This window comes from Actinomyces culturomici (assembly GCF_900499005.1).
GTDB classification, from domain to species: domain Bacteria; phylum Actinomycetota; class Actinomycetes; order Actinomycetales; family Actinomycetaceae; genus Pauljensenia; species Pauljensenia culturomici.
Map to the genome: position 1 here is coordinate 1,336,918 of NZ_LS991316.1, position 15,384 is coordinate 1,352,301.

A 15,384-nucleotide genomic window follows, 5' to 3' on the forward strand; every position below is an offset into this window, starting at 1 on the left:
CACAACCAAAAGGGAGGCACCACGCCCAACAGGTGTTGAACGTGAACCCGACAGCGTGCTTGCCTCCATGCCTGCCAACCCCACAAACGCACCCACACCCACCACCCACAACAGGCAATGAAACAAGCATGAGCACAAGGAAGCACCACCCACCCCAACACCCCACAGGGCACCAGAACAGGCAACACCCCCCCACAACAGGGCTCCCTAGAAAGGAGGTGATCCAGCCGCACCTTCCGGTACGGCTACCTTGTTACGACTTCGTCCCAATCGCCAATCCCACCTTCGACCACTCCCCCCGCCAAAACGGTTAGGCCATGAGCTTCGGGTGTTACCAACTTTCGTGACGTGACGGGCGGTGTGTACAAGGCCCGAGAACGTATTCACCGCAGCGTTGCTGATCTGCGATTACTAGCGACTCCACCTTCATGGGGTCGAGTTGCAGACCCCAATCCGAACTGAGACCGGCTTTAAGGGATTCGCTCCGCCTCACAGCATCGCAACCCTCTGTACCAGCCATTGTAGCATGCGTGAAGCCCAAGACATAAGGGGCATGATGATTTGACGTCATCCCCACCTTCCTCCGAGTTAACCCCGGCAGTCCCCCACGAGTCCCCACCACAACGTGCTGGCAACATAGGGCAAGGGTTGCGCTCGTTGCGGGACTTAACCCAACATCTCACGACACGAGCTGACGACAACCATGCACCACCTGCACACCCCCAACCAAATGCACCCCCATCTCTGAGGGCTCTGGGTGCATGTCAAGCCTTGGTAAGGTTCTTCGCGTTGCATCGAATTAATCCGCATGCTCCGCCGCTTGTGCGGGCCCCCGTCAATTCCTTTGAGTTTTAGCCTTGCGGCCGTACTCCCCAGGCGGGGCACTTAAAGCGTTAGCTACGGCGCAGAAACCACGGGTGGCCCCCACACCTAGTGCCCAACGTTTACAGCGTGGACTACCAGGGTATCTAATCCTGTTCGCTCCCCACGCTTTCGCTCCTCAGCGTCAGTAACGGCCCAGAGACCCGCCTTCGCCACCGGTGTTCCTCCTGATATCTGCGCATTCCACCGCTACACCAGGAATTCCAGTCTCCCCTACCGCACTCAAGTCAACCCGTACCCACCGCACGCCCCCAGTTAAGCCAGAGGATTTCACGGCAGACGCGACCAACCGCCTACAAGCCCTTTACGCCCAATAATTCCGGACAACGCTCGCGCCCTACGTATTACCGCGGCTGCTGGCACGTAGTTAGCCGGCGCTTCTTTACCCACTACCCTCACCACAACCCACGTTGCGGCTTGACCATGAGCGAAAGAGGTTCACAACCCGAAGGCCTCCATCCCTCACGCGGCGTCGCTGCATCAGGCTTTCGCCCATTGTGCAAAATTCCCCACTGCTGCCTCCCGTAGGAGTCTGGGCCGTATCTCAGTCCCAATGTGACCGGTCACCCTCTCAGGCCGGCTACCCGTCAAAGCCTTGGTAGGCCATCACCCCACCAACAAGCTGATAGGCCGCGAGCCCATCCCCCACCAAAAAACTCTTTCCACCCCCAAGCATGCGCCCAAAAGTGAATATCCAGTATTAGCAGCCGTTTCCGACCGTTATCCCGAAGAAGAGGGCAGGTTACTCACGTGTTACTCACCCGTTCGCCACTCACCAACCCAAGGCCGAAACCCCAAGCCAGTCCGTTCGACTTGCATGTGTTAAGCACGCCGCCAGCGTTCGTCCTGAGCCAGGATCAAACTCTCCGAACAAAAACCATTCGAAAAAACCCACACACCCCACACCCAACAAACAACAGGCACAAGACACGCAGGCAATCCCAACAAAAAAACAACTCAAAAACAAAAAACAGGCATAAAAACAAACACACTATCGAGTTCACAAACAACACCCACACACCAGCCACCCCAACACAAACGCACCAGGACAAGCCAGAAGAGGCCACACGCCAAGAACCCACAACCCCCAGCCACAAGGAAAAACCCCCGAGCCACAAGGCCACTGCCGTTCGGCGCAACGACCAAAACACTACCCACCCCCCACCACACCGTCAAATCGCGCTCCGCGCCGCCGAGGGCTTGCGTCGAGGGGGACGATCCGCAGAATTCCGGGGATCTTGCCTCCGAGCGAGTCGCCAGGGACCCGAATTGTGATCCCATCCTGTTCCCCACCCCACATGACCTGCGCGTATTCGAGACCGGCTTCACTTCCACTCGTCGAGTCCGAGAGCCTCTCTCCCCGCCGACCGGAGGTCGCCGGGGCGGCCTCGTCGATGAGGGGAACCGGGCCGGAGAGGATTCGATGAAGCGCAACCGGGGAACGCGAATGGATGACCGGCAGCTGGTGGAAGCGAATCGCGGAAGGACTACCGCAGGGCGCGCATCGCTCGGCGACGGCGGGGAGACGCGCGGGCTGCGGACAACGGGGATAAGAACACGAAGCGCCGCCGCCGAAGGATCCGGCGACGGCGTTCTCGCGAAGCACTCAGCGGTTGTCGACGTCCTCCTGGACGGGGATGTCGATGGTCGGGAGATCGCGCACCGCCTGACGGACGGCGCGCGAAACCGCGGGGGCCACGCGCTCGTCGAAGACGCCGGGGATGATGTAGTTCGGCGAGAGCTCTTCCTCGGAGATGACCTCGGCGATCGCGACGGCGGCGACGCGGAGGACCTCGGTCGTGATCTCCTTGACCTTCGCGTCGAGCAGGCCGCGGAACAGGCCCGGGAACGCGAGGACGTTGTTGATCTGGTTCGGATAGTCCGAGCGGCCGGTCGCGACGACGGCGGCGTACTCGCCCGCGCCGATCGGGTCGACTTCGGGCGTGGGGTTGGCGAGCGCGAAGACGATCGCGTCCTTCGCCATGGTTGCAATGTCCTCGGGGTCGAGGATGTCGCCGTGGGAGACGCCGATGAAGACGTCGGCGTCCTTCACGCCCTCCTTGAGGGTTCCGTGGACGAGGCGCGGGTTCGTCGCCTCGGCGAGGGCCTTGCGCGTCGGGTGCATGCCCTCGGTGTCGTCGGCGGCGAGCGCGCCGGAGCGGCCGTAGCCGACGATGTCCTTCGCGCCCTGGGCGAGGAGAAGACGGATGATCGCGTTGCCGGCCGCGCCGACGCCGGAGACGACGATGCGGACGTCCTCGATCTTCTTGCCGACGATCTTCAGGGCGTTGATGAGGGCCGAGAGGACGACGATCGCGGTGCCGTGCTGGTCGTCGTGGAAGACGGGGATGTCGAGCTCGGCGCGGAGGCGCTCCTCGATCTCGAAGCAACGGGGCGCCGAGATGTCCTCGAGGTTGATGCCGCCGTACGCGGGGGCGATCGCCTTGACGATGGCGATGATCTCCTCGGTGTCCTTCGTGTCGAGAACGACGGGCCACGCGTCGACGCCGCCGAATTCCTTGAAGAGGACGGCCTTGCCCTCCATGACGGGGAGGGCGGCTTCGGGGCCGATGTCGCCGAGGCCGAGGACCGCGGTGCCATCGGAGACGACGGCGACGGTGTTCGCCTTCATCGTGAGGAGGTGGGCCTTGTGCGGCTGGTCGTGGATCGCGGTGCAGACTCGGGCGACGCCGGGCGTGTACGCGCGCGAGAGGTCGTCGCGGTTGCGCAGCGGCACCTTCGAGTGGACCTCGATCTTCCCGCCGATGTGGGAGAGGAAGGTCTGGTCGGCGGTCGACGAGATCGTGACGCCCGGAAGGGTCGAGAGGGCCTCGCGGACCTCGCGGCGGTGCGCGGAGTCCCGCAGGTCGCAGGTGAGGTCGAGGACGATGCGCCCCCGGTTCGAATCGGCGACGTCGAGGCCGCGGACCTGGGCTCCGAGGTCGGAGGCGGAGTCGACGACCTTCGCGATGCTCGAGAGGGACTCGTCGATCTCGACCCGGTAGGAAGCGGTGTAGGAGGGGGAAGTGCGCATCATCGTCCTCGGAGAATCCGGTCGCGCGACCGTGGGTGAACGTTCAGCGTGATTCTACCGACGCGTTCGGCGCCGCCTCGTCGGCGTGCGACAGGTGGACGGACGAGGGCGGGGCGGCGGATTCTGTTCGGGGGACGAGGGCGGGGCCCCCGCCCGTCAGACGATGAACTGGTTCTTCGGGATGGCGTCGCGGTTCGCGGCGCGCCGCCCGACCGCGTCGAGGACGACGGCGGCGAGGAGGACCGCGCCCTTGATGACCGAGGAGCGGTCGGAGCCGATGCCGATGAGGAGGAGGCCGTTGGAGAGGACCGCCATGAGCGTCGCGCCGAGGACCGCTCCGAAGATCGAGCCGCGTCCACCGGCGACCGCGGCGCCGCCGATGAAGACCGCGGCGATCGCGTCGAGTTCCCAGAGGAGTCCGTCCTGCGGGCCCGCGGCGGTCGACCGGCCGGCGAACATCATTCCGGCGAGGGCCGAGAGGAGCCCCATGTTCATCATGACGAGGAGCTGGATCCGCTTGACGTCGACGCCGGAGAGGGCGGCCGCCGCGGCGTTCCCGCCGATCGCGCGCACGTGCCTGCCGAAGGCCGTGCGGGTCGAGAGGACGTGGTAGACGCCGACGAGGACGAGAACAACGACTCCGGGGACCGGGAAGGACGTGCCCTCGCGGCCCGATCCGAGGAGCCACGTGAGGATCCCGACGCCGACCACGATGAGCGCCGAGGCGATCCACGGGGCGGCGTCGCGCCCCTCGAGGCCGAGGCGACGGCGGCGCCTCATGTGGGCGGAGAAGATCTGGACGACTCCGATGAGCGCGCAGACGGCGCCGACGACAAGGGTCGCGATGTCGACCCCGAGGAGGCGGCCGAAGTCGGGGAGGTATCCGGCGCCGAGGACCGTGAACTCGCGAGGAACGGGGACGGACAGGGCGTGGGAGCCCCATTGGACGCCGCCGCGGAGCATGATCATGCCCGCGACCGTGACGATGAAGGCGGGGATCGCGAAGCGCGCGACGAAGAATCCCTGGGCGAGGCCGACGGCCGCGCCGATCGCGAGACCGAGGAGGATTCCGATCCACCACGGGAGACCGAGCTTCGCGACGACGAGCGCCGTCGACATCGAGGAGAAGGCGGCGACGGAGCCGACGGAGAGGTCGAGCTGGCCGATGGTGACGACGAGGACCATCCCGATCGCGAGGACGACGATGTGGGCGTTCCCCATGACGATGTTCTGCAGATTCGCCGCGGCGAGCATGTGCGAGCCGGTGACGAATTGGAAGACGAGGAGGAGGATGACCACGAGGGCGCCGATGAAGCCGACCTGGGTGAATCGCTCGGTGTTCAGCGACCATCGCGACATCTCGTCCGCACCTTCCCCGCCAGCGTCCTCGTCCGGCCTTCGCACATAGTAGAGCCCCGAGGGCGCCCGGTCCTCCACTTGACGTTCGTGCGCGAAGGCGCTCGCCACCAGGGCGTCGGCCCGCGCGGGGTCGGGCGGGGTCGGTATTCTGGACGGGTGCAGTCGTCAGGGGTACTCGCGGGGTCGCAGTCCTCCCTCAGGGAGGCGAATTCCGCGCGCGTCCTCGAGGCGGTCCGCCGCTACGGCCGCATCACCCAGGTCGAGCTCTCCGCGACGACGGGTCTCTCCCAGGCGACGATCTCGAACATCGTCAAGCAGCTCTCCGCGCAGGGCGCGATCGAGCTGACGAGCACGATCCGCTCGGGACGACGCGCCCAGCTCGTCTCCCTCAAGCGGACGGGAACGCTCGTCGCCGGGCTCTCGATCGGTCGGCGCGCCCTGCGACTCTGCCTGTCGGACGCCTCGGGCGCCGATCATGCGCGCCAGACGCTCCCCCTCCCCCTCGATCACAAGGTCGACACGACCCTCGACCGCGCCGCGCTCCTCGTCATGGAGCTCATGGAGTCCTCGGGCGCCTCTCACGACGACCTCGCGGGCGTCGGCGTCACGCTCCCCGCCCCGATCGATCCGAGCACCGGGACGATCGCGTTCATGGGCATCATGCGCGGCTGGGAGGGGATCGACATCGCGAAGGTCCTCTCGCGGCGCTTCGAGAAGGACGTCCTCGTCGTCAACGACGCGAACGCCGCGGCGATCGCGGAGAACCGCTTCGGTGCACTGCGCGGCTCGACGAACTGCGCCTACGTCCGCGCCTCCTATCAGACGGGCGCGGGTCTGATCCTCGACGGGCGCCTCCACACGGGCCCGACCGGGGTCGCCGGCGAGATCGGCCACGTCATCGTCGCCCCCTCGGGCCCGATCTGCTCGTGCGGCGCCCGCGGCTGTCTCAACACGGTCGTCGGAGCCGAATCCCTCCTCGATCTTCTGCGCCTCTCGCGCGGTCCCATGACGCTGCGCGACCTCCTCTCGCTCGCCCAGGCGGGCGATCCGGGCTGCCGTCAGGTCGTCGTCGACGCGGGCGCCTCGATCGGCGGGGTCCTCGCCGACCTCGCGACCGTGACCGGCATCGATCGCATCGCGATCGGCGGGGAGCTCGCCGAGTCCGGCGACGTCCTCCTCGATCCGATCCGCCGCGCCCTCGCCGACCGGCCGCTCCTCGGCGGATCCCCCATCGAGGTCGTCCCCGCCGCGCTCGGCCACGACGCCGAGCCCCTCGGCGCGATCGCCCTCGCCCGAGACGCCTTCGTCCCGTCGTTCGCCGCGTCCAAGGAGGACTCGTGATCGATCCGCGCAATCCGCTGCTCGAGGTGAGGGGCCTGACGAAGAGGTTCGGCGGTGTCGAGGCCCTCGTCGACGTCGACTTCACCGTCCATCGTCAAGAGGTCGTCGCTCTCGTCGGCGACAACGCCGCGGGCAAGTCGACGCTCGCCCGCACCCTGTCGGGCGTCCTCGCTCCGGACGAGGGGACGATCCGCCTCAAGGGGCGCGAGGTCGTCCTCTCCTCCCCCATTCAGGCGCTCAAGGCGGGCATCGCGACGGTCTTCCAGGAGTCGAGCCTCTGCGACAACCTCGACGTCGTCTCGAACATCTTCCTCGGTCGCGAGCTCTTCGCGAATCGTCTCCTCGACGAGGAGACGATGGAGCTTCGCGCCCGCTCCTACCTCGATCGACTCGGCTCCCGGATCCCCGATCTGCGCGTGCCGCTCCAGCGTCTCACCGCCGGACAGCGCCAGTGCGTCGCCGTCGCGCGCACGCTCGTCACCGACCCGGAGCTCGTCATCCTCGACGAGCCGACCGCCTCCATGTCGATCGCGCAGACCGCCGAGGTGCTCATGCACGTCGAGCGACTGCGAGATCTCGGGATCGGCGTCATCTACATCTCCCATAACCTCACCGACGTCCAGGCGATCGCCGACCGCGTCGAGGTCTTCCGCCACGGCCGCAACAACGGCTCCTTCGTCGCCCCGGACATCTCCGCCGAGGCGCTCATCGCCGCGATCACCGGCGCCTCGCGAGTCGCGATCTGATCCGCTGCCACGGCTCGAACGCGACGGCGCCCCGCTCCTTTCGGAGCGGGGCGCCGTTCTCAGTGCGCTAGAGCGTCGTTCGCGTCACTTGGCCGCGTTGACGAGCTCGAGGCGGTGGGAGTCGTCCTTGTAGACCTCGGCCGCGTTGTCGGCGGTGACGATCTGCGGGGTGAGGAGGAAGGACTTCACGGGGTTGCCCTCCATCGACTCGTACTGCTTCTCATCGAGGGTCGCGCCGTCGACGGTCGGGCTGGCCTCGCCCTTGGCGAGCTCGATGGCGAGCTGGACGGTGCCCTTCACGAGCGGACGGGTGTCCTTGAAGATCGTCGAGTACTGCTTGCCCTGGGTGACCCAGGTGACCGACTCGTCCTCGGAGTCCTGACCGGTGACGACCGGGATCGGCTTGCCCGCCTGCTCGACGGCGGTGATGATCGCGCGGCCGAGGGTGTCGTTCGGCGAGAGGACGCCGTCCGGAACCGCGTCGCCCTGGTAGGTCGAGGTGAGGAGCGCGGCCATGCGGTCCTGCGCGTTCTTCGGGAGCCAGCCCTGCGTGGCGACCTGGGTGAAGTCGGTCTGGCCGGACTTCACGACGAGGGTGCCGTCGTCGATCTTCGGCTGGAGGACGTCCATGGCGCCGCCGAAGAACTTCAGGGAGTTGGAGTCGTCCGGCGAGCCGCCGAAGAGTTCGATGTCCCACGGGGACGCGCCCGCCTTGGCGGCGAGTCCGTCGAGGAGGGCCTTGCCCTGGAGCTGGCCGACGCCGAAGTTGTCGTAGGCGATGTAGTAGTCGAGGTCGGTCGTGTTCGTGAGGAGGCGGTCGTAGGCGATGACCTTGATGCCCGCGTCCTTCGCGGCCTTGAGCTGGGTGCCGAGCTGGGAGCCGTCGATCGCGCCGATGACGAGGACGTTGACGCCGTTCTCGATCATCGCGGAGATCTGGTTCTGCTGCTCGGCGACGCCGCCGTTGGCGAACTGGATCGTGCAGGTGATGCCCTGGTCGGAGCAGTCCTGCTTGAACATCTCCTCGGCCTCGACCCAGTTCTGGGAGGTCTTCTGCGGCATCGCGATGCCGACGGAGACCTTGTCGGTCGAGGTCGAGGCCGAGGCCGACGACTGATCGCCGGAGGAGGACGAGGCGGTGCCCGTGTCGCGGGCGCCGCAGCCGGCCATCGTCAGCGACATAGCCGCCGCGGCGGTGACGACCGCCATGGTCTTGAGAGTCTTCATTGTCTCTTCTCCACTGTGTTCGTGTTGTGTCGAGACTCCACCGGATCCGATGGGTCTATTGGGTTTCCGGAGTCCGTGCTCCGGGTCCGTCCGCCCGACCGTCTTCGTCGGGCGGACGGTCCGATCCGCGCCTATTCGGCGGAGGATTCGGCGGGCTTGGGGGCGTCGCCGCGGGCGGCGCGCTGGTTGGCGAGGGCGTTCTGGAAGGTCCCGATGATCGAGCGCTTACCCTGCCGCTTCGAGTAGACGTCGACGGCGACGGCGATGAGGAGGACGAGGCCCTTGATGATCTGCGTCCAGTCGGAGCCGACGCCCATGAGCTGGAGGCCGTTGTTGAGGAAGGCCATGACGAGGGCGCCGACCATCGTGCCCATGATCGTGCCGACGCCGCCGGAGACGGCCGCGCCGCCGATGAAGACGGCCGCGATGGCGTCGAGTTCCCACATGTTGCCGTCGGCCGGGCCCGAGGCCGTCGAGCGGCCGATGAAGAGCATGCCGGCGAGGGCGGCGAGGAAGGCGGAGTTGCACATGACGAAGAAGTTCGTCTTCACGACCTTGACGCCGGTGAGCTCGGCGGCGGCCTTGTTACCGCCGATCGCGTACACCGAGCGGCCGAGGACCGTGCGGTCGGCGATGAAGGAGTAGACGAGGGCGAGGACGACGACGATGACGCCGGGGATCGGGAAGGAGGTGCCGGGACGACCGGTCGCGAAGATCCAGGCGAAGGCGAGGATCGCGCCGCCGAGGACGACGATGCGGGTGATGGGGACCCAGATCGGGGTCGGCTCGGCCTCGAAGCCCTTCCTCGCCGCGTAGCCGCGGAACTCGGCCCACGCGAGGGCGGCGACGGCGATGGCCGCGAGGATCATCGTCGGGAGGTTGAAGGGGATGACGTCGGGCGCGATGTCGGGGATGTAGCCGGCGCCGAGGGTCTGGAAGAGCTTGGGGACCGGGACGGTGAGCGACTTGCCGATGAGCTGGTTCATGCCGCGGAAGAGGAGCATGCCGCCGAGCGTGACGATGAACGCGGGGATCCCCCACTTCGCGACCCAGAAGCCCTGCCAGGTGCCGATGACGAGGCCGACGGCGATGCCGAGGAGGATCGCGAGCCACGGGTTGAGCGACCAATCGCGCATCGCGACCGCGACGACGATGCCGACGGTCGCGGCGACCGAGCCGACCGAGAGGTCGATGTGGCCGGCGATGATGACGAGGACCATGCCGATCGCGAGGACGAGGACGTAGGTGTTCCCCATGACGAGGTTCATGAGGTTCTGCGCCTGGAAGACCTTCCCGTCCGTGCGGAACTGGAAGAACAGGGCGATCGCCGCGAGGGCGGCGACCATGCCGACCTGGCGGAAGTCGCCGCCGAACAGTGATTTGAGATTCTTCTTCATGGAAGTGCTTTCGCGAGTGTGCGTGTCGGGTGGGTCAGTTCGAGGCGACGTGGCTCGTCATCAGGCGCATGAGGCTCTCCTGATCCGCGTCGGCGGTGTTCACGCAGCCGGTGACCTCGCCCTCGAAGATGGTGTAGATGCGATCGGTGATGCCGAGGAGCTCGGGGAGCTCCGAGGAGATGACGATGACGGCCTTCCCCTCGGCGGCGAGGGCGTGGATGAAGGTGTAGATCTCGTACTTCGCGCCGACGTCGATGCCTCGGGTCGGCTCGTCGAGGATGAGGACCTCGGGGTCGGTGAACATCCACTTCGCGAGGACGACCTTCTGCTGGTTGCCGCCCGAGAGGGTCGAGACGCCGGTCATCACCGAGGGCGCCTTGATGCGGAGGTTCTTCCGGTACTCCTCGGCGAAGCGCTTGCCGAGCTCGATGTCGAGCGCGCCGTGCTTGAGGATCTTCGACGGCTTCGCCGAGACGACCGACTGGTGGACGAGCTCGAGGAGGTTGAGGCCGAGCATCTTCCGGTCCTCGGAGAGGTAGGCGATGCCGGACTCGATCGCCTCGGGAACGGACGAAACCTTCGCCTTCCTCCCGTCGACGAAGACTTCGCCGGACTCGTGGACGCCGTAGGAGCGGCCGAAGATCGAGCGCGCGAGCTCCGTGCGCCCCGCGCCCATGAGGCCCGCGAGGCCGACGACCTCTCCTGCGCGGACGTTGAGCGAGGAGCCCTTGCAGACGAAGCGGTCGGGATTGATCGGGTGACGGACCCACCAGTCCTTGACCTCGAACTTCACCTCTCCGGGGTGGGACTCGTGGTCGGGGTAGCGGTTGTCGATCGAGCGGCCGACCATGAGGCGGATGATCTCGTTCTGGTCGATCCCCTCCTTGTCGGCATCCATCCAGCCGACGGTCTTGCCGTCGCGGATGACGGTGATCGCGTCGGAGACGGCGGCGACCTCGTCGAGCTTGTGGGAGATCATGATCATCGCGACGCCGCGCTCGCGCTGCTTGCGCATGAGGTCGAGGAGGTGGGCCGACTCCTCCTCGTTGAGCGCGGAGGTCGGCTCGTCGAGGATGAGGAGCTTGACGTCCTTCGCGAGGGCCTTGGCGATCTCGACGAGCTGCTGCTTGCCGACGCCGATGTCCTTGATGAGGGTATCGGGGTCCTCGTCGAGTCCGACCTCGGCCATGTACTTCCGGGCGCGCTCTCGCGTGCCGTTCCAGTCGATGACGCCGCGCTTCTTGACCTCGTTGCCCATGAACATGTTCTCGGCGATCGAGAGCTGCGGGATGAGGGCGAGCTCCTGGTGGATGATGACGATTCCGGCCTTCTCGGAATCGCGGATGTTGGAGAAGCTCACCTCCTTCCCCTCGAACTCGATCGCCCCGGTGTAGGTGCCGTGCGGGTGGACCCCGGAGAGGACCTTCATGAGGGTGGACTTGCCGGCACCGTTCTCGCCGCAGATCGCGTGGATCTCGGCGTTGCGCACCTGGAGGTTGACGTCGTCGAGCGCGACGACTCCTGGGAAGACCTTCGTGATGTGACGCATCTCCAGGACGACGCGTTCACGGCGTGAGTCAGTCATTGGTTCTCCGCTGAACTGTGGACCGATTGGGACGAGGAACGGCGGCTACGTCGCTCGCTCATGGCGAATAGTCTGCGCCACGCGGAGAGTCCGATCCGGCAGATTTCACGAACTGTAATCAAACCGTTATCTTGACTTCAGATCATAAAGCCAAGGGTGCGCGTTCACTCTAGAACCGCCTCCGACATGCGAGAACGGCCGCCCTCCGGCGATTCCGGAGGGCGGCCGTTCGAGACTCGGAACGAAATTCAGACCCCGAGGATCTCCGAGATGAGCTCGCGGACTCGGGCGGCGTCGGCCTGACCGCGCGTCGCCTTCATGACCGCGCCGACGAGGGCGCCCGCGGCCTGGACCTTGCCGCCGCGGATCTTCTCGACGACCTTCGGATTCTCATCGATCGCCTGCTGGACGGCTGCGGTGAGCGCCGAGTCGTCGGAAACGACCTCGAGCCCGCGCGCCTCGACGACCTCCGTCGGCGATCCCTCGCCCTCGAGGACGCCCTCGAGCGCCTGACGGGCGAGCTTGTCGTTGATGCGGCCCGAATCGATCAGCCCCTGGAGCTCGGCGACCTGAGCGGGCGTCACGGGCATCTCCTCGAGCGGCAGCTCGCGCTCCTTCGCCCGGCGCGAGAGCTCGCCCATCCACCACTTGCGCGCCGCCCCGGCCTCGCAGCCGGCTCCGACGGTGGTCTCGATGAGTTCGAGCGCGCCGGCGTTGACGACGTCGCGCATCTCCTTCTCCGAGTAGCCCCACTCCTCGCGCAGACGGCGGCGCTTGGCCACCGGGAGCTCCGGAAGCGTCGCGCGCAGCTCCTCGACCCATTCGCGCGAGGGCGCGACGGGCACGAGGTCCGGCTCGGGGAAGTAGCGGTAGTCCTCGGCGTCGGACTTCTCGCGCCCCGGCGAGGTCGAGCCGTCCTCCTCGTGGAAGTGACGGGTCTCCTGGACGATCGAACCGCCGTCCGCGAGGATCGCCGCCTGGCGCTGCATCTCGAAGCGGACCGCGTTCGCGATGCCGCGGAACGAGTTGACGTTCTTCGTCTCCGAGCGGACGCCGAGCGGGGACTCGGGGGTGTCGCGCAGCGAGACGTTGATATCGGCGCGGACGTTGCCGCGCTCCATGCGCGCCTCGGAGACGCCGAGCGCGCGGAAGATGTCGCGCAGCGTCTGGACGTAGGCGGCCGCGACCTCGGGGGCCCGCTCGCCCGCGCCCTCGATGGGCCTGGTGACGATCTCGACGAGGGGGACGCCCGCGCGGTTGTAGTCGACGAGCGAGTGGTCCGCGCCGTGGATGCGCCCGTCGGCGCCGCCGATGTGCGTGTTCTTGCCCGCGTCCTCCTCCATGTGGGCGCGCTCGATCTCGACGCGGAACATCGTCCCGTCCTCGAGCTCGACGTCGACGTAGCCGTCGTGGGCAATCGGCTCGTCGTACTGGGAGGTCTGGAACGCCTTCGTGAGGTCCGGGTAGAAGTAGTTCTTCCGGGCGAAGCGGCAGTACTCGGCGATCTCGCAGTTGAGGGCGAGGCCGATCTTGATCGCGTACTCGACGGCGGTCCGGTTGACGACCGGGAGGCAGCCGGGGAGGCCGAGCGACACCGGGGTGACGTAGGTGTTGGGGTCCCCACCGAAGGCGTTGGGAGCCGCGTCGAACATCTTCGTCTTCGTGCCGAGCTCGACGTGGACCTCGATGCCGAGGACCGGGTCGTAGTTCGCGACGACGTCCGCGTAGTCCATGAGCTCGGTCATCGGTTCTCCTCCCAGGAAGCGGCCGGGCAGGAGGCCGCGACCTCGTCGCTCAGGCCCTCGACGAGCCGGGCGACCTCGTACATGATCTGATCGCCGCGCGCCGGCGCGATGATCTGGAAGCCGACGGGGAGCCCCTCGGAGCTCACGGCGTTCGGAACGCTCATCGCCGGGACGCCCGCGAGGTTCGCCGGGATCGTCGCGACGTCGTTGAGGTACATCGCCATCGGGTCGTCGATCTTATCGCCGAACTTGAAGGCGGTCGTCGGAGCGGTCGGCGAGACGAGGACGTCGACCTGCGAGAACACGCGGTCGAAGTCGCGCTGGATGAGCGTGCGGACCTTCTGGGCGCTCCCGTAGTAGGCGTCGTAGTAGCCGGCCGACAGGACGTGCGTGCCGAGGATGATGCGGCGCTTCACCTCGTCGCCGAACCCGGCCTCGCGGGTCGCGGACATCACCGAGGCCGCCGTGATCGGGCCCTCGGTCGGCTCGACGCGGATGCCGTAGCGCATGCCGTCGAAGCGGGCGAGGTTCGAGGAGACCTCGGCGGGCATGATGAGGTAGTACGCGGCGAGCGCGTAGTCGAAGCTCGGGCACGAGACCTCGACGACCTCGGCGCCCGCCTCGCGGAGCTTCTCGACGGTCGCGGTGAAGGCGTCGAGCACGTCGGCCTGATAGCCCTCGCCCGAGAGCTCCTTGACGACGCCGATGCGCAGGCCCTCGATCGACCCCTTCTCGGCAACGGCGGTGACGGCGTCGAGGAGCGGCGGGACCGGCTCGTCGAGCGAGGTCGAGTCGAGGGGGTCGTGCCCGCCGACGAGCTCGGTGAGCGCGGCCGCGTCGGCGACGGTGCGGGTGACCGGGCCGATCTGATCGAGCGAGGAGGCCATCGCGATGAGGCCGTAGCGCGAGACGGCGCCGTAGGTCGGCTTCGCGCCGACCGTGCCGGTGACCGAGCCGGGCTGACGGATCGAGCCGCCGGTGTCGGAGCCGAGGGCGAGCGGCACCATGAAGGCGGCGACCGCGGCGGCCGAGCCGCCGCCCGAGCCGCCGGGGATCCTCTCGGTGTCCCACGGGTTGAGGGTCGGGCCGAACGCCGAGTGCTCGGTGGAGGAGCCCATCGCGAACTCGTCCATGTTCGTCTTGCCGACGACCGGGAGCCCGGCCTCGTGGATCTTCGTCACGACGGTCGCGTCGTAGGGCGGGCGCCATCCGCCGAGGATCTTCGACGCGCAGGTCGTCGGGATCCCGCGGGTCACCATGTTGTCCTTGAGGGCGATCGGCACGCCGGCGAGGCGGTGGAGCTCCTCCCCCGCCGCGCGCTTGGCGTCGACCTCGGCTGCCGTCGCGAGGGCGCCCTCGCGGTCGACGAAGAGGAAGGCGTTGATCGTGGGGTTGAGCGCCTCGATGCGGTCGAGGCACGCGGTCGTGAGTTCGACCGAGGTGATCTCGCCGGAGGCGAGCATGTCGGCGAGCTCGAGGGCCGACTTCTTCAGCAGGTCGTTCATCAGTCCTCCCCGAGGATCTGCGGGACGAGGAACATGCCGTCCTCGGAGGCGGGCGCCTGCACGAGGACCTCGTCGCGGTCGAGGGTCTGGGTCACCACGTCCTCGCGCCAGACGTTCGTCAGCGGGATCGGGTGGGAGGTCGCGGGGATCTCGGGGGTCGCGACCTCCGAGACCTTGGCGACGGAGTCGGCGATGACGTCGAGTTCGCCGGCGAACCGCTCGATCTCCTCCGGGGTCAATGCGATGTGGGCCAATCCCGCGACGCGGGCGACCTCGTCAGTACTGATGCGTGACATGTTCGGCATCCTACTCGGCGCCGCGCTCTCCCCGCGGACCCGCCCGGCCCCGTGCCCGTACGACCCCGCGCCCGTCGGTACGCGCGACGAAGCGCCCGACGGCCCCGGCCAAGGGCCCGATGGGCCGCCCCGCCCTGCGAGTGGAGGGGTTGACGACACGTGGAGGGGATACACCCCCTCCTCATGTCGCCAACCCCTCCACTGACGTGCGGGGCGGGCCCGAACGGGCATGCGCAGCGGCCCGCAACGGGCGCGAGTGCGTTAACA

10 protein-coding genes and 1 rRNA gene are annotated in these 15,384 nt (G+C 67.3%); 2 read left to right on the forward strand and 9 right to left on the reverse strand.

Features of this window, described 5'->3' with window-relative positions; translation table 11 throughout:
* Positions 1 to 211: 211 nt before the first annotated feature.
* From DY157_RS05905 to DY157_RS05915, 3 genes are all read right to left on the reverse strand, one after another.
* A 16S ribosomal RNA gene (locus tag DY157_RS05905) occupies positions 212 to 1,755 on the reverse strand.
* Positions 1,756 to 2,488: 733 nt separating this feature from the next.
* Positions 2,489 to 3,916 (reverse strand): NAD-dependent malic enzyme, encoded by a 1,428-nt coding sequence (locus DY157_RS05910; RefSeq protein ID WP_115727955.1) that lies wholly within the window; start codon positions 3,914 to 3,916, stop codon positions 2,489 to 2,491.
* Between the two features lie 156 nt (positions 3,917 to 4,072).
* Positions 4,073 to 5,275, reverse strand: a complete 1,203-nt coding sequence (locus DY157_RS05915) for an ABC transporter permease subunit (protein ID WP_115727649.1) — start codon at positions 5,273 to 5,275, stop codon at positions 4,073 to 4,075.
* Positions 5,276 to 5,431: 156 nt separating this feature from the next.
* On the opposite strand from DY157_RS05915, the gene DY157_RS05920 reads away from it, so the two are divergent.
* Both DY157_RS05920 and DY157_RS05925 read left to right on the forward strand, forming a co-directional pair.
* Positions 5,432 to 6,616: an ROK family transcriptional regulator gene (locus DY157_RS05920; RefSeq protein WP_235827079.1), complete on the forward strand. Its 1,185-nt coding sequence runs from the start codon at positions 5,432 to 5,434 to the stop codon at positions 6,614 to 6,616.
* Positions 6,613 to 7,362 carry an ATP-binding cassette domain-containing protein gene (locus DY157_RS05925; RefSeq protein WP_115727651.1) on the forward strand — a complete coding sequence of 250 codons (750 nt, stop codon included), beginning with the start codon at positions 6,613 to 6,615 and terminating at the stop codon, positions 7,360 to 7,362. The genes DY157_RS05920 and DY157_RS05925 overlap by 4 nt, the downstream gene beginning before the upstream one ends.
* Before the next feature lie 84 nt (positions 7,363 to 7,446).
* Here the strand turns inward: DY157_RS05925 and DY157_RS05930 are convergent, their stop codons facing one another.
* The 6 genes from DY157_RS05930 to gatC form a co-directional block, all read right to left on the reverse strand.
* The gene (locus tag DY157_RS05930) at positions 7,447 to 8,589 is read right to left on the reverse strand and encodes a substrate-binding domain-containing protein (RefSeq protein WP_115727652.1); all 1,143 of its coding nucleotides are present in this window, start codon (positions 8,587 to 8,589) and stop codon (positions 7,447 to 7,449) included.
* Positions 8,590 to 8,720: 131 nt separating this feature from the next.
* The gene (locus DY157_RS05935; RefSeq protein WP_115727653.1) at positions 8,721 to 9,986 is read right to left on the reverse strand and encodes an ABC transporter permease subunit; all 1,266 of its coding nucleotides are present in this window, start codon (positions 9,984 to 9,986) and stop codon (positions 8,721 to 8,723) included.
* Positions 9,987 to 10,020: 34 nt separating this feature from the next.
* On the reverse strand, positions 10,021 to 11,571 hold the full coding sequence (locus DY157_RS05940) for a sugar ABC transporter ATP-binding protein (protein WP_115727654.1): 1,551 nt from the start codon (positions 11,569 to 11,571) through the stop codon (positions 10,021 to 10,023).
* A gap of 248 nt (positions 11,572 to 11,819) precedes the next feature.
* Positions 11,820 to 13,316: an Asp-tRNA(Asn)/Glu-tRNA(Gln) amidotransferase subunit GatB gene (gatB, locus tag DY157_RS05945; RefSeq protein WP_115727655.1), complete on the reverse strand. Its 1,497-nt coding sequence runs from the start codon at positions 13,314 to 13,316 to the stop codon at positions 11,820 to 11,822.
* Entirely contained in the window at positions 13,313 to 14,821 is a 1,509-nt protein-coding gene (gatA, locus tag DY157_RS05950; RefSeq protein WP_115727656.1) for an Asp-tRNA(Asn)/Glu-tRNA(Gln) amidotransferase subunit GatA, read from the reverse strand. Before gatA ends, gatB begins: the two co-directional genes overlap by 4 nt.
* Positions 14,821 to 15,117 carry an Asp-tRNA(Asn)/Glu-tRNA(Gln) amidotransferase subunit GatC gene (gatC, locus tag DY157_RS05955; RefSeq protein ID WP_115727657.1) on the reverse strand — a complete coding sequence of 99 codons (297 nt, stop codon included), beginning with the start codon at positions 15,115 to 15,117 and terminating at the stop codon, positions 14,821 to 14,823. The genes gatA and gatC overlap by 1 nt, the downstream gene beginning before the upstream one ends.
* Positions 15,118 to 15,384 lie beyond the last annotated feature (267 nt).